Source organism: Streptococcus sanguinis, from assembly GCF_050234405.1.
Lineage (GTDB): Bacteria > Bacillota > Bacilli > Lactobacillales > Streptococcaceae > Streptococcus > Streptococcus sanguinis_W.
The window spans coordinates 1,486,745-1,506,495 of the sequence record NZ_CP092117.1; the positions used below are offsets into that span (position 1 = coordinate 1,486,745).

18 protein-coding genes are annotated in these 19,751 nt (G+C 43.4%); 4 read left to right on the forward strand and 14 right to left on the reverse strand.

Going from position 1 to position 19,751, the window contains the following annotated elements:
* Nucleotides 1-12: 12 nt before the first annotated feature.
* From MFP28_RS07300 to MFP28_RS07310, 3 genes are read right to left on the reverse strand one after another with little or no spacing between them, the layout of a single operon-like run.
* On the reverse strand, nt 13-687 hold the full coding sequence (locus MFP28_RS07300; protein WP_002895848.1) for an ABC transporter ATP-binding protein: 675 nt from the start codon (nt 685-687) through the stop codon (nt 13-15).
* Complete coding sequence (locus MFP28_RS07305) at nt 674-1,939, reverse strand: efflux RND transporter periplasmic adaptor subunit (protein WP_002906831.1); 1,266 nt, start codon at nt 1,937-1,939, stop codon at nt 674-676. Before MFP28_RS07305 ends, MFP28_RS07300 begins: the two co-directional genes overlap by 14 nt.
* Before the next feature lie 28 nt (nt 1,940-1,967).
* Nucleotides 1,968-2,240, reverse strand: coding sequence for a hypothetical protein (locus MFP28_RS07310; RefSeq protein ID WP_002895853.1), 273 nt, complete (start codon nt 2,238-2,240; stop codon nt 1,968-1,970).
* 242 nt (nt 2,241-2,482) lie between these two features.
* Between MFP28_RS07310 and MFP28_RS07315 the strand changes: the two genes are divergently transcribed.
* A complete protein-coding gene (locus MFP28_RS07315; protein WP_002906833.1) occupies nt 2,483-3,493 on the forward strand; it encodes a lactonase family protein in 1,011 nt (336 codons plus the stop codon).
* Between the two features lie 68 nt (nt 3,494-3,561).
* Nucleotides 3,562-3,747, forward strand: coding sequence for a hypothetical protein (locus MFP28_RS07320; protein ID WP_002906834.1), 186 nt, complete (start codon nt 3,562-3,564; stop codon nt 3,745-3,747).
* Nucleotides 3,748-3,799: 52 nt separating this feature from the next.
* On the opposite strand, the gene mgtE is transcribed toward MFP28_RS07320, so the two are convergent.
* Together mgtE and eno are read right to left on the reverse strand one after the other, a co-directional pair.
* The gene (gene mgtE, locus MFP28_RS07325) at nt 3,800-5,140 is read right to left on the reverse strand and encodes a magnesium transporter (protein ID WP_002906835.1); all 1,341 of its coding nucleotides are present in this window, start codon (nt 5,138-5,140) and stop codon (nt 3,800-3,802) included.
* Nucleotides 5,141-5,489: 349 nt separating this feature from the next.
* Nucleotides 5,490-6,794, reverse strand: a complete 1,305-nt coding sequence (gene eno, locus MFP28_RS07330) for a surface-displayed alpha-enolase (protein ID WP_002906836.1) — start codon at nt 6,792-6,794, stop codon at nt 5,490-5,492.
* A 208-nt stretch (nt 6,795-7,002) separates the two neighbouring features.
* On the opposite strand from eno, the gene MFP28_RS07335 reads away from it, so the two are divergent.
* Both MFP28_RS07335 and MFP28_RS07340 read left to right on the forward strand, forming a co-directional pair.
* Nucleotides 7,003-7,452, forward strand: a complete 450-nt coding sequence (locus MFP28_RS07335; protein ID WP_032915977.1) for a DUF1694 domain-containing protein — start codon at nt 7,003-7,005, stop codon at nt 7,450-7,452.
* Nucleotide 7,453: 1 nt separating this feature from the next.
* Nucleotides 7,454-7,792 carry a nuclear transport factor 2 family protein gene (locus MFP28_RS07340; RefSeq protein ID WP_002906838.1) on the forward strand — a complete coding sequence of 113 codons (339 nt, stop codon included), beginning with the start codon at nt 7,454-7,456 and terminating at the stop codon, nt 7,790-7,792.
* Here MFP28_RS07340 and MFP28_RS07345 read toward each other — a convergent pair.
* The 9 genes from MFP28_RS07345 to MFP28_RS07385 all read right to left on the reverse strand — a co-directional run bounded on the left by MFP28_RS07345 (nt 7,789) and on the right by MFP28_RS07385 (nt 19,680).
* A complete protein-coding gene (locus MFP28_RS07345; protein ID WP_002906839.1) occupies nt 7,789-8,907 on the reverse strand; it encodes a glycerate kinase family protein in 1,119 nt (372 codons plus the stop codon). The genes MFP28_RS07340 and MFP28_RS07345 overlap by 4 nt on opposite strands.
* Nucleotides 8,908-8,916: 9 nt before the next feature.
* The gene (serB, locus tag MFP28_RS07350; protein ID WP_002906840.1) at nt 8,917-9,564 is read right to left on the reverse strand and encodes a phosphoserine phosphatase SerB; all 648 of its coding nucleotides are present in this window, start codon (nt 9,562-9,564) and stop codon (nt 8,917-8,919) included.
* A gap of 150 nt (nt 9,565-9,714) precedes the next feature.
* The gene (ezrA, locus tag MFP28_RS07355) at nt 9,715-11,439 is read right to left on the reverse strand and encodes a septation ring formation regulator EzrA (protein WP_002906841.1); all 1,725 of its coding nucleotides are present in this window, start codon (nt 11,437-11,439) and stop codon (nt 9,715-9,717) included.
* 86 nt (nt 11,440-11,525) lie between these two features.
* Nucleotides 11,526-13,475, reverse strand: coding sequence for a DNA topoisomerase (ATP-hydrolyzing) subunit B (gene gyrB, locus MFP28_RS07360; RefSeq protein ID WP_002895870.1), 1,950 nt, complete (start codon nt 13,473-13,475; stop codon nt 11,526-11,528).
* Nucleotides 13,476-13,487: 12 nt separating this feature from the next.
* Nucleotides 13,488-14,054: an HAD-IA family hydrolase gene (locus tag MFP28_RS07365; RefSeq protein ID WP_032915978.1), complete on the reverse strand. Its 567-nt coding sequence runs from the start codon at nt 14,052-14,054 to the stop codon at nt 13,488-13,490.
* A 235-nt stretch (nt 14,055-14,289) separates the two neighbouring features.
* Nucleotides 14,290-14,838 carry a DJ-1 family glyoxalase III gene (locus MFP28_RS07370; protein ID WP_002906843.1) on the reverse strand — a complete coding sequence of 183 codons (549 nt, stop codon included), beginning with the start codon at nt 14,836-14,838 and terminating at the stop codon, nt 14,290-14,292.
* Nucleotides 14,839-14,910: 72 nt separating this feature from the next.
* Nucleotides 14,911-16,143: an FtsW/RodA/SpoVE family cell cycle protein gene (locus MFP28_RS07375; RefSeq protein WP_002906844.1), complete on the reverse strand. Its 1,233-nt coding sequence runs from the start codon at nt 16,141-16,143 to the stop codon at nt 14,911-14,913.
* A gap of 12 nt (nt 16,144-16,155) precedes the next feature.
* Nucleotides 16,156-17,136, reverse strand: a complete 981-nt coding sequence (locus MFP28_RS07380) for a YeiH family protein (RefSeq protein WP_002906845.1) — start codon at nt 17,134-17,136, stop codon at nt 16,156-16,158.
* Between the two features lie 99 nt (nt 17,137-17,235).
* Nucleotides 17,236-19,680: a bifunctional DnaQ family exonuclease/ATP-dependent helicase gene (locus tag MFP28_RS07385; protein WP_002906846.1), complete on the reverse strand. Its 2,445-nt coding sequence runs from the start codon at nt 19,678-19,680 to the stop codon at nt 17,236-17,238.
* Nucleotides 19,681-19,751: the final 71 nt, after the last annotated feature.

Sequence of the window (19,751 nt, forward strand, 5' to 3'; positions counted from 1 at the left end):
ACAGCCTCCTTTCTATCCTATCGCTTTGCTCTCTATATTACCATCCCGCAGGATAACCGTCTGCTTGCAGAGTTGGGCTACTTCCGGCTCATGGGTAATGATGACAATGGTCTTACCCTCATCATTAAACTGCTTGAAAAGATCCATAATCTGCACACTGGTCTTGGTATCCAGAGCCCCCGTTGGTTCGTCACCAAGGATGAAGCTGGGATTGGTTACCAAGGCTCGTGCAATGGCTACCCGCTGCTTTTGACCACCGGACAGCTCCATAGGCTTGAAATCACTTCTTTCTTCCAGCCCGACCAATCGCAACATTTCCAGAGCTCGCTCCCGTCTCTCTTTTTTAGGAATTTTCATGTAAGTCAGAGGCAGTTCCACATTTTGACAGGCCGTCAGCTTGGGCATGAGGTTAAAATTTTGAAAAACAAAGCCAATCTTCTGATTGCGCAAATCGGACAGCTGATTGTCAGACAGCTCAGACACATCGGTCCCTTCAATATGATAAGTCCCCGAACTTGCCTTATCCAGACAGCCGATAATGTTCATCAGAGTGGACTTACCAGATCCAGACGGTCCCATGATAGCCAGAAAATCCCCCTCTTTCACATGCAGATCAATTCCTTTTAAAATTGGAAATTCCTGACTGCCCTGCTGATAAGATTTGTGGATATCCTTAAGCTTTAACATGCTGTCCTACCTCCATCCCTTCTTCCATACCTGCTCTCGGGGTTGAAATGGTATCCTGCATAGTCAAACCTTCTGTAATCTCTACCAAACGGTCAGACACTTTCTTGGTCTTGACTTCATGCATTTTCAGAGTCTTACCCTCTACCTTCCAGACATAGGTCTTGCCATTTTTACTGAAAGTATAAGCTTTATTGACGACTACCTTTCCTGCCTCGGGAGCATTCTCCACGATGTTGACATAGGAATGGGAGCCCACCAGTGGCATTTCACCACCTTGATCCAGCTCAACAGTATAAGGATACTTACCTTGGTTGGGGTTTTCCTGTTGCTTATTCCCACCATTATTATTGGAAGTATTTTCTGCTGTCAGACTGCCGACCTGAGTTACCGTACCACTCCAGCGTTTCTTAGGATCCTTGCGATCCACCACTTCCACTTTCTGGCCGACACTCAGCTTCTCACGGTCAAATTCACTAACAGTACCTTTGACCAGAGTTTTGGACTTGTCCATAATCTCAATAAAGTTTTCTTCTTCCTTTTTGGCCTTGGACTGATTGGGTAAATCTTCATTCATAGAGGTAATTGTTCCTGCTGTATCGGCAGTCACAGTATCATACTTCATCCGGTCTGATTCTGTCTGAGCTGTCACCTGGGCCTTTTCAGCCTCAATCTGAGCTGTCGTCACTTCATTATCCGCAGTCTTAGCATCGCTCAGCGCTTGAGCCAGCTCGTCTTCAGCAGACTTAATCTGCTCCAGCAATGACTCATCCTGACTGGAATTGTATTTGTCCTTGAGAGCATTGAGACTGGCCAACTTGCGATTATAGGTTTCCCATTTAATCGCCGCGCTGTTTTGAGCGGCTGTAATGCCATTAGCCTTGGACTGGGCATCATATTGAGCCGACTGGGCTGTCAATTGTTGCTCTGTCGCATAGGAAAAGAGCGGCTGTCCTTGTGTAACGGTATCACCATTTTTGACAAATACTTCCTTGACTTCCCCTTTAGAAGGGTCAATCTTGACCTTACTGCTATTGTTGGCAACTACTGCCCCAGATAAAACCAGGCTTGTTTTTTTACTGTTATTGACAGCTTCTTGGACTGTCAGCGAATCAATCGTCTTATCTACCATTTTCATGGCCTGTTGTTGATTGATCTGTCTAAAATACAGATAGCCTCCCAGCCCAGCACAAGCGAGAATGACCGTGCTGCCCAATAGAATGGTCTTACGATTCATTTTTTTTCTTCGAAACATATTGCCTCCAACCTACATGTTTTAATCTTTATTCAGCTTCTGAGCTAGATCCTGATCCGTCTTCTGGAATTTCCTCACCATCTGCTGGAATTTGGATAACATTTCCATCAGGCATTGTGTATTCTGTCACTTCTTTCCCATCTACTGTCTTGGTCTTCTTATCAACAGCATCCTTCTGGAAGTCCACTTGTTTCCCGTCCTTAATTTCTGAGTTATCAGCTTCTTTATTTCCGCATGCGGCTAAAAAGAATCCTGACATTCCGATAAGAGCAACGAGCATAGCAATTTTTTTAACGTTCATTTGATTTCTCCTTTGTTTAGCAAGCAGGAAGTTTGTTGCTTCCTGACAGTAATTGTTTTTTTGAACAATTCTATTCTAACAAAGCCATCTATCCCCTTCCTACCCGCTATCTGTTTTTTATCTGTTTTTTCAAAACCAATACTATTCTTTTGAAAATCAGACAAATCCTCCGCTCTAAACTCTATGATCTGCTTTTATGATATAATAGTAGCAAGTAATCTAAATATATAAGAGGTAATGGAATGACACAAACGGTTTACTTTGGAACCTATACTCGCAGAGATTCCAAAGGAATTTACAAAGCAGATTTTAATTCTATCAAAGGAACTTTAGAAAACTTAACCTTGGTTGCTGAAGAGCCCAGTCCAACCTACCTATCCTTTGATAAGGCTGGACATTTCTATTCTGTCGGAACAAAGGATGGACAGGGAGGTATTGCGGCCTTTGACCAGGCAGGTCAGCTCCTCAACCATGTTGTTGAAGAGGGGGCTCCGCTCTGCTATGTCGCAGTCGACGAAGAACGCGACTTGGTTTACGGTGCCAATTATCATAAGGGACAAGTCTTGGTCTACAGACGCCTAGCTGATGGCAGACTTGAACTAGCTGACTCAGCTACTCACCAAGGTCAAGGACCACATGCCAACCAAGCTTCAGCCCATGTCCACTACGCAGACCTTACACCAGATCAATACCTGATCACCTGCGACTTGGGAACTGACGAAGTAACCACCTATGATGTTGCTGAAGATGGAAAGATCGCTCCTCTGGATACCTACAAGTGTGCCGCTGGAGCTGGTGCCCGCCATATCGTTTTCCACCATCATTACAAAATAGCCTATTTAATCTGTGAGCTTAATTCTACTATTGAAGTCCTGATTTACGATGGAGTCGGCCATTTTGAACACCTGCAAACCGTCTCCACCTTGCCAGAGGACTTTGAAGGTGCAAACGGAACAGCTGCTATCCGCCTGTCTGCTGACGGCAAGTTCCTCTACGGTTCCAACCGTGGCCATGACTCTCTTGCCGTTTACAAAATCTTAGCTGATGGTAGCTTGGACTTAATCCAGATTGCACCTACCAATGGCCAAAATCCACGGGATTTCAACGTCACACCGGATCAAAACCATATCATTGCTGTCCATCAAGACTCAGACAATGCAACCATCTTCAAACGCGATGCAGAGAGTGGAAAATTAACAGAAATCTCCCATGATTTCTACGTTCCCGAAGCTGTTTGTGTGACCTTTAAATAAGCAGAATTCTTGTCTTTCTATTAGAAATTTGATTAAATAATATAAAAAATTATCAAGGAGCAACAACTATGAATCCAGTAGATTTATTTAACCAAGTAAAAGAAATGATTGAAAAGAAAGACTTTGATGGCGCCAAAAAGTTTATCGAAGAAAACAAAGACGAACTCGGAGAATACCTAGAACAAGCCAAAAAATTAGTAGCTGGAAATGAAATGGCCAGCGGCGCAATTGATAAAATTAAAGGTTTGTTCTAAGTAAACATAACAAAAACGCTTGAAAAATCAAGCGTTTTTTGTGTATCATTTTTTATATAATTAATGGTAAGAAAATTTGTGCTAAGCCTAGAAAAGCTAGATAACCTAACACATCTGTTGCTGTGGTAATGAAAATGGTCGAGGCTAGAGCCGGATCCTGATGCAGTGTCTTGATAATCAGCGGTACAAAGTAACCAAATAGAGCACCACATGCTAGATTAATCATCATAGCCAATACCACAATAACAGACAGATAGAAATTTTGATAGAAAATAAACATGACAATAGCTGCAATCAAGCCAGTAAAGAAACCATTAACCAAAGCTAGCACGATTTCTTTGAATACTAAATTCTGATTTTCTTTCAGATCCAGTTTCCCCAAGGCAATTCCCTGGATAACCAAAGCAAGTGTCTGAGAGGCAGAATTTCCTCCCATTCCCGTAATAATAGGACTAATCGCTGCTAATGCTACAACTTTTGAAATCGTATCATCAAAAAGTGCCACTGTCGCAGAAGCTAGAAAGGCTGTCACTAGGTTAATCATCAACCAAGGTAAGCGTTTCTTGAGTGATTCTTTGAAAGGTCCTCCAATTTCTTCACTTTCTTGGACACCCCCCATCCGCAAGATATCTTCTTGATACTCTTCTTGCAAAACATCGACGATATCGTCAATAGTGATGATTCCTAACAATACCTGCCGATGATTGACGACCGGTACGACCGATAAATTATATTTGGCAGAAAGCTGTGCCACTTCCTCTTGGTCAACCTCTGGCGTTACACTCACTATCTGAGTATTCATAAATTCACTGAGTTTCATCTCCGCATCATGAATAAACAAATCACGGATATCAATCCAGCCAACTAGCGAATGATGCACATTTCTAATAAATAAGGTATCAATAACTTCCGTATTGGGCGAAATCTCCCTCAATTTATTGAGAGTTGCTGAAACGGTCAGATTTTCATTTAAGGTAATGAATTCTGTCGTCATCAGACCTCCAGCTGTCTGAGGATCATAAGCCAACATAGCTTTCAAATTCTCTTGACTGGTATTTTTCATCATACTTAAGTATTGCTTACGCAAGTCCACACTCAAGTAACCCAAAATATCTACCACATCATCATCTGGCATAAGATGAAAAAGAGTGCTGGTACGTTTGAAAGAAATCGATTGGATAATCTTTCGTTGCAACTCCGGCTCGGCTTCTTTTAAAATCTCTACCAATTGATCATCACTAGCCATTTCCGTAAAGGTTTTGAGGAGATTCCCTTCCTCATCCTCCAAGGCCCCCAAAGAAAGAGCAATATCAATGGGATAGTAATCGTCAAATATCTGATTGAAAACTTCACTATCCTGTGATAGTAAGACCTGATTTAATAATTCTTCCATTGTACTCCTCCTTCCACTTTGCTAGTATACCATAAAAGACTGATTTTGATACAAGAAAGCTATAAAATCTTCAATAAATCACTCACTTTTTCAAGCATGTAGTCACAAGGAAATGCAGGAATCTCTTGATTATATTTTCCGAAATAAAAATGTCATCTTATCCTCAAATTTTTCAAGGGAAGGTGCATGACCAGACCTGCACACTACTTCCAAGCAATTTTCTAGGAAAAGATGATAAAGCTCCCTCTCATCAATTAGGGGGAATCCTAAATCAAAAATATCCATTGTTATATCTTTACACATCAAAAAAGCTAGGACTAAGTCCTAGCTCCTCTTATAGGTTGTTAGATTATTTTTTCAAGTTATAGAAAGCTTGAAGACCTTTGTATTGAGCAACTTCACCAAGTTGATCTTCGATACGAAGCAATTGGTTGTATTTAGCAATACGGTCTGTACGTGAAAGTGAACCAGTCTTGATTTGACCTGCGTTAGTTGCAACTGCGATGTCAGCGATTGTTGAATCTTCAGTTTCACCTGAACGGTGTGATACAACTGCAGTGTAACCAGCTTCTTTAGCCATTTCAATCGCTTCAAAAGTTTCAGTAAGAGTACCGATTTGGTTAACTTTGATAAGGATTGAGTTAGCAGCACCTTCTTTGATACCACGTGCAAGGTAGTCAGTGTTTGTTACGAAGAAGTCGTCACCAACAAGTTGTACTTTCTTACCAAGACGTTCAGTAAGAGCTTTCCAACCATCCCAGTCATTTTCATCCATACCATCTTCGATAGTGATGATTGGGTATTTGTTAACCAACTCTTCAAGGTAGTCGATTTGCTCTGCAGATGTACGAACAGCAGCGCCTTCACCTTCAAATTTAGTGTAGTCGTATACTTTACGTTCTTTATCGTAGAATTCTGATGATGCACAGTCAAATCCGATAAATACATCTTTACCTGGAACATAGCCAGCAGCTTCGATAGCAGCGATGATAGTTTCTACACCATCTTCAGTTCCTTCAAAGCGAGGAGCGAATCCACCTTCATCACCAACAGCAGTTTCCAAACCACGAGATTTAAGGATTTTCTTAAGAGCGTGGAAGATTTCAGCACCGTAACGAAGAGCTTCTTTGAATGTTGGAGCACCAACTGGCAAAATCATGAACTCTTGGAATGCAATTGGAGCATCTGAGTGAGATCCACCGTTGATGATGTTCATCATTGGAGTTGGAAGAACTTTAGTGTTGAATCCGCCAAGGTAGCTGTAAAGAGGGATTTCAAGGTAGTCAGCAGCAGCACGAGCTACAGCGATAGACACACCAAGGATTGCGTTCGCACCCAATTTACCTTTGTTAGGAGTACCGTCCAAAGCAATCATTGCACGGTCGATAGCTTGTTGGTCACGAACATCGTAACCGATAATAGCTTCAGCGATAACGTTGTTTACATTATCAACTGCTTTTTGTGTACCAAGACCACCGTAACGAGATTTGTCGCCATCACGAAGTTCAACTGCTTCGTGCTCACCTGTAGAAGCTCCTGAAGGAACCATACCACGTCCGAAAGCACCTGATTCAGTATAAACTTCTACTTCAAGTGTTGGGTTACCGCGTGAGTCTAGGACTTCGCGAGCGTAAACATCAGTAATAATTGACATTTCTTACTCTCCTTATTATTTAAAATTATTTACTAGTCTATGATACCTCAAAAACGCTTTTTTTTCAAGGAAAAATAGAGAATCTAAGCAAATTTGAGAAATTTTGCACAAGAAAACGATTCCAAATTTACTATATAAAAGCTTTTCCAGCAAATCAGAACAGACATTCGAGCTTTTAGAATTCCTCCTTTTATGGTACAATTTTAGTATGACTGATATTAATAAAGTAATCATGGAAAAAGCTCAGGGCGGAGTCAAGCTCAATCCTGATGAACAGCGTAGGTTTTTAGGGACTTTTGAGGAGCGAGTACTGGCCTCCTGCTCTATTGAGCAAGCCAACGAGACTCTCATTCGCAGTCATTTCAAGGAAATACTCAGCAGCATCATGAAAAGCTGCCAACCTGTAATTGTCAAAATTTCTCCAGAAGTCGAGTCAGGCAATCAAATCTTTTATCTAAAAACCTCCAAGGAGCTGGGCTGCGAGGCTACTATCGTCTCAAGCGATTACCAGTCTTCTCCTTTTGGCCTGATTGTCCATAGCGACCATCTGGTCCAAGTAGATGATAAGGACATGAGCCAACAGTTTGCTGGGCTCCTTGAGCCAGCAGAAATCCCTGCAAAAGAAAAGCGCTCCCTCTGGAAAAAATGGTTTGGATAGGATGACAAATTTAGAAAAACTTTTTGCCTTCTTTGAAGCAGAAAATCAGCGTGATTGGCAAACCTATCAGACCTTTCTTTCTGATCATGTTAGCTGGGAATTAGAGGGTGACACAACCGAAATCATCAAAGGAAAAGCGGACTACCTGACTAAGATTCAAAAAGTCTACCATAAGAACCCCGTCCAATTTTCTTGCACTTATTATCAACTTAGTCCTGACCAGAATCGGATTGTGACCATTTTAGAAAATGACTTTGGTGACCTGTCTTGTGACATCTTCTTCTTTGAAAAGGGCATGATAGTCAAAGAAATTGAATACCTACTAAAAAAAGCGGACTAACCGCTTTTTTTCATCTTCAGAACATTGCCAATATTTCTGGCCGTGCGAATCAAATTTTGCTCCGCCTGCTCTAGAATCCTATCCAAACTATCTGCTCGCGCAATAATCGGAAAAGCTGCCTGAATATTCTCAACTGGGAAATCCGGTAAATCATCAGCCAGACTACCGCAAATAGCCAGTACAGGGATGCCGTCAGGTGTTCGTCTTGCGATCCCAACTGGTGCCTTACCCGCCAAAGACTGACGGTCCATCCGTCCTTCGCCAACGACGACCAAGTCCGCTTTTTTAACTCTGTCATCAAAATCCAGTAAATCTAAACAGGTTTCGATACCCGAAACGATTTTTCCTCCAGCAAAAGCGACCAGTCCTGCAGCCATTCCGCCTCCGGCTCCAGCTCCATCCATATCAATCACCTGAGGATCAACCAACTGATAGAAATCTGCCATGGCTTGATCCACTTGAGAGAATAATAAGGGTGCTAGACCTTTCTGACCTCCGAAAACAGTTGTCGCACCACGCTCACCGCATAGAGGATTGTCTACATCCGTCAAAATCTCAATCTCAACTTCTTTCAAGAAAGCAGGAACCTGCTCAGCTGATATTCGGGCAACCTTTCCCAAAGACGAGCCGATGGGGCGCAGACTATGATTGTCCGCATCGAAAAATTCATAGCCCAGGCCCGCTGCCAGTCCAATCCCACCGTCGTTACTGGCCGAACCTCCAACACCAACTAAAATTTTTCTAACACCGACTTCAGCCAGATGCAAAATTAATTCCCCTAATCCTTTGGTTTCTATGGCCAAGGGATTTCGTTTTTCCTCCGGAATAGAGGCAAGTCCTACCAAGTCAGCCATTTCAAAAAGCGCTTGCTGACCATTTCTGGCGTAGGGCATTTTTACTGGCTGGCCAAAGGGTCCGGTTACGGTGTGGTAAAATTCAGCCCAGCCCAAGGCTGCTGTCAGCGCAGCCATTGTTCCCTCGCCGCCGTCACCGACTGGCAGCAAGTCAAAGTTAGCATCTGGCAAGGCCTGAGAAAATCCTGTCTGCAGAGCTTGAGCAACCTGAGCAGCTGACAAACTTTCCTTGAAAGAATCCGGTGCAATTAGAATATGCATGCTTCTCTCCTATTCTTTTCCATTGTCTAAAAGATCAATGACCCGATAGAGATTGCATTCCTGAATCTGATAAGGAGCCTGCTCTCGCACGATCGGCTTGGCCATAAAGGCAATTCCCATCCCAGCTGCCTGAATCATAGGCAGATCATTGGCACCATCCCCCATAGCGATTGTTTGATTTAATTCCAACTTGTTTTCAGCTGCCCATGCTTTTAGCATGGCAAGCTTGGTATCCTTAGTGACAATCTCTCCTAAGACTTGCCCTGTCAAAAAACCCTGCTGGATTTCCAAACGATTTGCCTTGACATAGTCAATTCCAAGCTGCTCAGCCAGTCTGTCCACCGTCTCATGAAAACCACCTGACACCAAGCCTACTTTATAGCCACGTTTATGCAGCTCATCGACCAAGTCCTCGGCTCCTGGCGTGAAGTTTATCCTTTCAGCAATTCGAGCAAAAATATCCTCCGGCAGCCCTTTTAAAAGAGCAACACGCTCACGTAAAGCAGCTTCAAAGTCCAACTCTCCTCGCATGGCACGCTCGGTAATAGCCGCAACCTGAGCTCCTACCCCCGCCTCCTCTCCTAGCAGATCAATCCCCTCTTCCATGATTAAGGTGCTGTCTACATCCATGACTAACAAACCTTTGACAGTTTTCATTGTCCGACCTCATTCTTTCTATTTTTTTGTATTATACAGGAAATTCTATTTCAAAACAAGCTGGGAAAAATTGAAGTCTCAGAATCCTTGTTACTGACTGTTCTCTAGCGTTCTCTTTGTAAAAGAAAAAAGTTCCCGAAGGAACTTCTTTTAAAAACGAATATTCTCGCGTGTTTTTTCGTAGGATGTCACAAAACGCTCTGTCACGCCTGGCTCGACAAGATCCAAAGCTTTTGAAATGATTTCCAAGGATTGAGCGTAGTCGTAGTCATGTTCAAAGACATACAAGGACTTGTTGAAAGCTGCTTGTACATTATCATCAAAGGAACGATAGCGGTTTGAATACTGCAACAGCTGCTCAGTCAAGGTAGCATCTTGGACGATACGATAGGTTTCTTCTTCCAATTGCTCCATATCATTTCCCAGAATTTCCAGCCAACGGTTAACTGATTCAATATTGACTCGTGTAGCTTCCAATTCCTTCACCAACTCTTCAATATTGTTGCTGGTTGAGAAGAAAATTTCTAAGAAAGAGTCTGGAATACCTGGCAAATTGCGTTTTTCCATATATCTCTTAATGGTATGCAATTTGTTCGCATAGATATTGACCTTCTGGCGAGCATTGGCATCATCTTTTTCAATCTCTGCCAGTGCTTCGCCAAGAGAAATCTGCTCATCTTCGATTTCTTTCAAACGCTCTTGGATAGCTTCCAACTCTTCCTGAACAACAGAATAAGCTTGCTTGGTTTCAGAAGAATCTTCTACCGCGCTAAGTACCACATCTTCCTGGGCAGAAAGCTCGGCCTGCAACTCCTTGACATGAGAAGTCTCCGTATCAGAGATAAGGAAGGTTTGAGATAAACGTTCTATCTCTTTTTGGAGTTGCTGGTTGTTTTCCTTTGTATGAGCCAGATAGCTAGGCAAGTTTTTAATCAACTTCTCCACTACTTTATGGGCTTCAATTTCCCGCGTAAAAATTTCATAGAGAGCGTTAATCTCTTCTTGCGCCTGCTCATTTTCATACTCAGCATTATCCAGCTCTAGAGCTGAAATATTAGCTTCGTTGCGTTTGAGGCTTGCATGGAGCTGTTGGAAACGAGACTCTATATCTGTTTCGATAAAGTGATAACCAGATTCCAAAAGCTTACGATGACCAGATTCTAAGTCTTCCAACTGATCTGGCAGTTTCACAGTCAACTCTTCAACAATAGCAGGAACTTTCTCAACGATATGCGTCAGAGCAAGAATATGATCCTCTGCCTTGTCCAAGATTTCAGCTGCTTCAACCGGGTCACCCGAAGAATTAAGAGTCACAAACTGAGAAAATTCTGACTGGATATTTTCCAGCTGTTTCTCAATCTCAGCTAGGGCTTGCCCATACGAGTCAGCATTCTCAGCCACCTGAGTTTGCAGTTTTTCAAACAAATCCAAGGCATGGAGCACTCGGCCACTGTTCTTAGACTCTTGCTCTTTAAGATCTTCCAAGGCAGCACGAATCATCTTGATATCTTCGTCAATCAAATCAATCTGACTCTCAATATTGCCGATGGCATGCTTGGCTTTTATGAAACGGAAAGAATTATTGTAACCTTCTGCTTCAAATAGATTATTTTCGATATCAGCAAATGAATTTAAGGACAAGTCTACCCATTTTTGATTCCATTCACGGAAGGCTACCTGACTCTGTCCAATCAAATGCATATTTTTTACTTCTTCAACTTCATCATTTACAGGGAGATTATAGAGTGCTTCTTTTCTCTCCTCCAAATTTTGAAGTAAAGCTTCATTTCTCTTTCTCATCAGAACTGCAGTACCATAGCCGACAACCAAAAGCAGAGCTACCACAGCAACGAGAATAACTAGTCCAATAGACATATAGAACTCCTTCACATTGTTACTATAAAGCAAACATAATGATTATATCATATTTTTGCCCATAATGGTTGATTTTTCTGATTTTTTTAGACGTCGAGCGTACTGTATACAGCATTTTCTTCGATAAATTCACGACGAGGTTCAACGCGATCCCCCATCAGCATGTCAAAAATCTTGTCAGCTTCCGCTGCATCATCCACTGAAACCCGTGCCATCAAGCGATGTTCAGGATTCATAGTTGTCTCCCACAGCTGATGGTCATCCATCTCTCCGAGCCCTTTATAGCGCTGAATGGTTGGCTTGGAGCGACCTTCACTGTAGCGAGCCAAAGCAGCTTGAAGCTCTTCTTCTTGGTTGGCACCTGGCTGGATGTATTCTTTGACTTCACTTCCGACCTTAACACCATAGATTGGCGGCTGAGCGATATAGACAAATCCAGCTTCCAGAACCGGCTTCATATAGCGGTAAATCAAAGTCAAGAGCAGGGTCCGAATGTGAGCACCGTCTACATCGGCATCGGTCATGATGACTAATTTTTGGTAGCGGGCCTTGCTGACATCAAAGTCAGCACCGAAACCAGTTCCCATAGCAGTAAAGAGACTGCGGATTTCTTCATTGGCCAATATCTTGTCCATGCTGGCTTTTTCAACATTGAGAATCTTACCACGAATTGGCAGAATGGCCTGAAATTCACGGTTACGACCGGACTTAGCTGAACCACCCGCTGAATCCCCCTCCACGATGAAAAGTTCAGTTTCCTGTGGGTCGTTGGACGAACAGTCAGCCAATTTACCTGGCAGATTGGAGATTTCCAAACCAGACTTCTTGCGGGTTACTTCCCGAGCTCGCTTGGCAGCAATTCTGGCCTTAGAAGCCAAAATTCCTTTTTCAACGATTTTTCGAGCCACAGCAGGATTTTCCAAAAGAAAATCTGAGAAAGCTTCACTAAAGAGGCGATTGGTAATCTTGACCACTTCGCTATTGCCCAGCTTGGTCTTGGTCTGACCTTCAAACTGAGGATTGGGGTGCTTGACAGAGATGACCGCTGTCAGTCCCTCACGAACATCTTCCCCAGTCAGATTGTCCTCGTTTTCTTTGAGAAGCTTGTTTTTCTTGGCATAGTCATTGATAACCCGAGTCAGGGCAGTCCGGAAACCTTGCTCGTGCGTTCCACCCTCGTGGGTGTGGATGTTATTAGCAAAGCTCATGACTGTTTCATGGTAGCCAGTCGTATACTGCATAGCTACTTCAACCGTAATGTCGTCCATTTCGCCGTCAGTATAAATCGGCGTTTCAAAGATTACATCCTTGTTTTCATTGATGTATTGGACATAGCTGGCAATCCCACCCTCATAGTGGTAATCCTTGACCTGCTCCATTCCATCTCGCTTATCAGTGATGGAAATTCTGAGACCACGATTGAGGAAGGCCAGTTCTTGTACCCGCTTATTGAGCTTTTCAAAGTCAAATTCTACTGTTTCAGTGAAAATCTCTGGATCCGGTGTAAAGTGAACTGTCGTACCAGTACGGTCTGTCTCACCGATGATTTCTAGGTCCGCGACTACATGACCGCGACGGTATTCTTGGTAATGAATCTGGCCGTTTTTATAAACGCGGACATCCAGTTGAGTGGACAGGGCATTTACAACGGAAGAGCCCACACCATGCAGACCTCCTGATACCTTGTATCCGCCACCACCGAATTTTCCTCCGGCATGGAGCACGGTAAAGACGGTTTCCACAGCTGGGCGGCCAGTTTTCTCCTGAATATCAACAGGAATTCCCCGACCGTTATCTACTACCGTGATGGAATTGTCTTTTTCGATAAAGACTTGAATGTGACTGGCAAAACCAGCCAGCGCCTCATCAATTGAGTTATCAACAATTTCCCATACTAAATGGTGAAGACCTTCCTTGGAGGTCGAACCGATATACATTCCTGGACGCATACGAACGGCTTCTAAGCCTTCTAAGACCTGAATCTGACTGGCATCATATTCCTGGGCCTGTATATCTTGCTGCTTTTCTTCTGTCATAGTGTTCCTTTTCTAATCAATATCTATAAATTCTTCAAGATGCTGCATATTATCAAAGAGATAGGTGTCAAAGCCAGCTGTCTGCCCTGCTTCAATATCCAGCGGACGGTCACCAATGACCAAGCCAGAGGCAATCTGATACTTGTCTTTTAGATAGAGCATGGAGTCTGGAGAGGGTTTCCTTGGAAAACCATTTGCAGCTGTCACCACTTCTGTAAAAGCTGATGAAATGGCAGTTTTCTCCAAGATTTCCAGTACTTGGTTGTCCCGGTGAGAGACCAGAAAGTTCCGCCCACCCTTGGCCACAATCCGCCTAAGCAAGTCTGCCGCGCCGTCAAATAAGACAGGGTGAGTCAACTCTTCTGCTTCATTGGCCTTATAAAACTTTAAAAAGTCTTTTTCTTGGGGAGCAAACTGCTGGACTGCATAGTCCGTAGACACCTTGAGGGCCTTATAAACTTCGTCGTGACTAGCTTGCAGACCAAACTCTTTCAAGGTTTGAACAAAAGCTGCTGTCGAAGTTTCATAATTATCCAAGAGTGTTCCACCTAAATCCCAGATGTAATCTTGATAATTCATACCTTTCATTATACCATAATTTTCATGAAAAAGGGGCTAATATTTGCCCGAATCCAGCACTTTTCCGACTTTTTTCAAGCCTTTTTCTAAACAAAATATCTCAAAGAATCTAAAATTTAAAAATGGCTGCTGGTTTCGTCCTTTTCAACAGCTCTAAACCCGTTCCATATAGAGGACGGCAAAGAGTCATAAGGGTTCAAAAAAGCTGGGAAACATTATGAATCCCAGCCTATTTTTAATTTCCAAATACATCTGTATAAAGCATAGCATCAGCCAACTGGTCAGCGTCTCCGCCCAGCTGACGAACCAGCTCATAGGCAAAAGCCAAGGCAGTTGATGGACCACGGCTAGTAATCAGCTTCCCATCAACAAGAACTGTTTCTTTACGGTAAGTTCCATTTTTAATATTGTCTTGCGCACCATCATAGCAAGTGAAATACTTACCAGTCAAGATACCTGCGCGGTCAAGAGCAATGGGAGCGGCACAAATGGCAGCGATGAATTTGTCCGACTGCTGAAAGTCCTGCAAAACCTGCATCAGGCGGTCATCATCTCGGAGATTAGCGGTTCCTGGCATCCCACCTGGCAAAATGACCATATCGTAGTCATCCAGTCGGCCCTTCCAGACCTGATCTGCTTTAACAGTGATGGCGTGTGAGCCAGTCACTGATTCATCAAAACCAATCATATGGCAGACAAGATCTGCACGGCGCAAGACATCCACAACTGTCAAGGCCTCGATTTCTTCAAAGCCGGGAGCTAAGAGTAAAGCTGCTTTTTTCATAAAAATATCCTTTCTGAGATGAGCCAGTCACAAAATCCCATCTGATTTGTGAGTCAAAAACTTGCTTTATTTTTATTTTAATTTCTTCAGTACGACCTTTTTACGGACAGCAGGAATTCGCTCCTTCTTTTCATCCGTCAGGCTGTTCTGATAGGAGACGGACAGCAGGAGACCAACACCGATAAGATTACTGATGATGGAAGAGCCGCCCTGTGAAATAAAGGGCAGCGGAATCCCTGTCAGAGGCAGAATTCCTGTCACTGCTCCAATATTTTCAAAGATATGGAAGAGCAGCATCATGATAAAGCCAGTTGAGATATAGGTATAAAACTGGTTGTTAGATTTAATCGTAATCTTGAGCATGCGGTAAATCAGCAGTAAATAGAGCATGATAACCAAGGTCGAGCCCAAAAAGCCAAAATCTTCTGCAATGACGGTGAAAATCATATCGCTTTCCCGAACAGGAACCAAGAGATTGGAAACATTAAAGCCTTGACCAGTCAGACCTCCGCTTCCGACAGCGATTTGTCCCTGTGCTTGCTGGAAGGTAGTCGTCTGAGCGTAGTCAAAGGGATGGAGCCAAGCCAAAATCCGATTGATTTGGTAGGTTGGCATGCCTAGATTATGCAGAAAGGCACGACCGCCATCGGAAATAAAGATAAAGAGAAATCCTCCCAACAGCAGGACTCCCGTCAGAAAGACCGGCAGGATAATCTTCCAAGAAACACCAGACAGTAGAATGATACCGCCGTATATAGCAACAAAAACCAGAGCTGTTCCCAAATCACTTTGAAGGGTTAATAGAACCAGAACAGGCACTGTGTAGAGCCCAAGCTTCAGAATCAGAAAAAAGTCTAAAGCCAGGGTTCGCTCATCCTGCTTGTGCTGCTGGAGAAAATGAACCACCAGCCGCGACAGCATGAGAATATATGAAATCTTCATGAACTCCGAGGGCTGAAAAAGGGTCACACCACGAATAGCAATCCAGTTTTTGGCACCAGTGGAGGCTACCAGAGATTCACTGTAAAAAATCAGAGGCAAGACCATGAGGCCAAGACCAAAAACATAGAGATAAGGCGTAATTTTCCAGAGAAACTTGGTGTTAAAAAACATGAGGATAAAGCTGAGCAAGAAGCCCACCGCAATCCAGGCAATCTGCTGACCAACCATGGGCCAGGCATTGTCAGGATAATCATGACTAACAGCAATGTATATAGCCACAACTCCGATTGAAAGCAGCATCAAAACGGGCAAAATTAAACTATAATCAATCCGAGACTCAAACGTCCGTCTTTGATAGGGCATAGTCCCTCCTTTTTAGAAAAAATACTGGATAATCAAGCTGGAAACAGCGACGCAAAACCAAGCGAAAGCACCAGTCAGCAAAGGCGCTGCTCCTGCTTGCTTAAACTGCTTAAAGGAAACCTTTGCGCCAATAGCTGCCAAGGCCATAGCCATCAGCCATTGAGAAATGAATTTTGTATAGGGGATGACAGAGGCCGGCAGAAATCCAAGACTGCTGATAAGTGAAGCTAGGACAAACCAAGCTATAAACCAAGGAAAAATCTGTTTCAAGTTTGTCTTTTGTGATGACTGCTTAGACTTAATATAGCGATAAGCTGCGAAGATCAAGCAGGCCGGTACAATCATCAGAGCCCGACTAAGCTTGACAATAGTCGCCAAGTCCCCAGCTGACGGGCTATATGTATAGCCTGCTGCCACTACTGACGAAGTATCATTGATGGCTGTTCCAGCCCAAGTCCCGAAAAAGGTATCCGACATCTGCAGCAAATGCCCTAAAAAAGGGAAAATGAATACTGCTAAAATATTGAAAAAGAAAATAGTGGAGATGGACAGGGCAATTTCCTCTTCATCAGCGTCTAAGATTGGTGAAGCAGCCGCAATGGCAGAACCTCCGCAGATGGCTGTTCCAAAACCGATTAAAATAGTCAAGACACGGTTCATCTTAAAGAAACGGCCAGCCAGATAAGCCGCCAGAAAGGCTATCAGAATGGTGATAAGACTGATACGAAGAGAAGAAATCCCTGTCTCAGAAACCTGACCAATGGACATGGAAAATCCCAAAAAGATGATGGAATACTGCAACAATTTCTTCCCCGAATAGCTGAGTCCTTCCTGAAAAACAGCCGGCAGCTTCATGCTGTTGTTCAAAACAATCCCAAAGACAATAGCCAAAACACTAGAGCCTATCAAGGGAAGCAAGCCGCCTAAAAAGATAGAAACAGCCGCTATGCCAAAGGACAACAGAATTCCTGGTAAATATTTTTTCACGAACACCCCTTCTTTCCTATGCCTCTCATTATAACAAATTTTGTCCCAAAAATCTGAATGAACCTAAAAAATCAGCCAATAAAAATCAGCTGATTTCAGATAGTTTCAGTCAAAAAATTCTTGTAATTCCTGCATAATGGCTGCCTCTGGCAGAATATCCAAAGAAGCCAATTGTGACAGATGATGCTGAATCTGCTTTCCATAGCGTTTACTAGAAATGCGATTATCCAAAAGAATAACAGCTGACTTCTGATGTTCATTGCGCCGGGTTCGGCCAATAGCTTGCTTAAGCCGTAAGATGGCAAGAGGCAGTTGATAATCATAAAAGGCATTCTTACCTTCCGCTTTCAAGCGGCTGTTAATCTTCTGCACAAAGAAATCCTTGGGATTGTCAAATGGAATCCGAGTGATCAACTGAATAATCTGATCTTGCTCAGCAAAATCCGCCCCCTCCCAGAAGCTGCCAGAGCCCAAAAGGATACCTGCCTCTCCTCTATCAAAACGGCGTTTGATATTGCCAGCATCGCCATTTTTATATTGGGCCAAATGAGGCAGAGCCAGCATGTCCGAAACAGTCAAAAGCAAGTCTTTAGAGGTGAAGAGGACGACGATAGGCAGACCAAGTTCTGCCACTTCTTGCAGGCAAGCAACAATCTCTCGAGCAAAATCCTCAGTTGACAAATCCACTATTGCCGGAAAACTTTCATCTAAAAAGAGCTTCTGCAGTGGCTTCTTCTTGCTTTTCAGCTTGTAAAAGTGGTAACTTTCAAAGCCTAGCAACTGCGCCAAATTGACCTTAGAGCTGATTTCCAGAGTAGACGAAACCAAGATAACCTTGGCCCTTTCAGGCAAAAAGTCTGTAAAATGCAGCAATTCTGAACGGCCAGCATGCAGAGTCATCAAGCGATGGTCTGCCAAATCTTCATCAACCAACCAATAATACTGGTATTTGCCACTGAACAAGTGCTGCAGCTCAGGCAGTGCACTTGTCTTTAACTCGGACACATCCTGAAGCAATCGGGCAATCTTTTCCGGACTTAGCTCAGATGCTTTCTTGCGATGCTTCTCTGCGGCATCAGCCAGCTCAAACTGAATGCTTTGCAAAAGCCGTTGCTGCAGAAGCTCCCCTTCTTCCTGAAGGAGATGATTTATCTGCTGCAGCGTTTTAGTTAGATTTATACTGGCCTGAGAGAAGCTTTCCAAGGCAAAAAACATCTTCTGAGCTTCATCTACTACCAGAATACGATTGTCCAGCAAAGACTGGTCATCCTCTAAACGCGTCAGCAGGTAAGCATGATTGGTAATCACGACTCGACTAGTAGCCGACTTGACCTGTCCCAACCGCCAAAAATCTTCCTCATAAAAAAGAGAATGTTTGCTTAGCTTGCCATCATGACGGATTTCATTGAAGTAGCTTGAGAAGCGATGAGCCTGCCCGATTTCGTTCAAATCACCTGTTTTAGTTTCTGTCAGCCAAACCAAGAGTTGCAGCTTACAACGATTAACCAAACGGTTGTCATATTCCCTGTCCAGTGTCTGATAGAAATGGTCCAGCTTGATATAATTCTCCGGACTCTTGAGACTGTGAAAGGAAATACCAAATACTTCCTCCAACAATCGCCCTTCCTTTTGCAGCAGCTGGTCCTGCAGGATCTTAGTCGGAACCGTCACTAGTACTTTTTCTTGACCTCTAGATAGAATAGGCAGCAAGTAGCCAAAGGTCTTACCTAAGCCTGTCTGCGCCTCTAAAAAACTAGGCTCCTGCTGGTCCAGAGCTTCCTCCATAAAACGAGCAAATTTGAGCTGTTCAGACCGCTCTTCTAAGTCCAGTAGGTATAAATTGGTCAGGAAATCCTGCGACAGTTTCTTTTCCGAAGTCAGCTTTTGGGGACGTCGTAGGAAAATACCATGGCAGGATTGCAGTTCCTTATCTTGCTGATCCGGCATTGTCTGATAAACTTCCTCGATAGCCAGACGCGACTCATAGATAATGCTATCAGCCAAAGTTAGCATTTTCTCAACCAAGGCCTTGGGCAGGCTCTTGATTTTGTCTTGTATTTTTAAAAATAGCTGAGCCGTTGCTTGAGCATCTGCCAGAGCAGTATGGGCGTTTTCCAAAGAAATATCCAGTAAATTACAGAGATTGCCCAAGGAGTATTTATCAAAAGTCGGGTAGAAGACCTGAGCCAACTCTACCGTGTCCACACGCGGTGTCAGCAAGTCAAAACCTTCCCAGAAAAGGGCCTCTGCTAGTAGATTAGCGTCAAACTTGACATTATGAGCGACAAAAATCGCATCCTGAATCAGCTCATAAACCTCCGCTGCTACTTGAGAAAACTCTGGGGCTCGGCCAAGCCGCTCATCATCCAAACCTGTCAGCTCTTTGATATGCTCATCCAGTTCCTCATGAGGATTGACATCTGTTTCATAAGTCTTAGTAATGATTCCATTTTCAATCAGAACAATGCCAATCTGGATAATCTTTGCACTGCTGCCCGTTCCTGTAGCCTCCAAGTCCACAACGGCATACTTATAATCATTTTGTGTCATACTGCTATGATTATATCATAAAAGCCATTCTGAAACATCTGAAAATTTTCAGCCCTAGCCTAGAAAGCAAT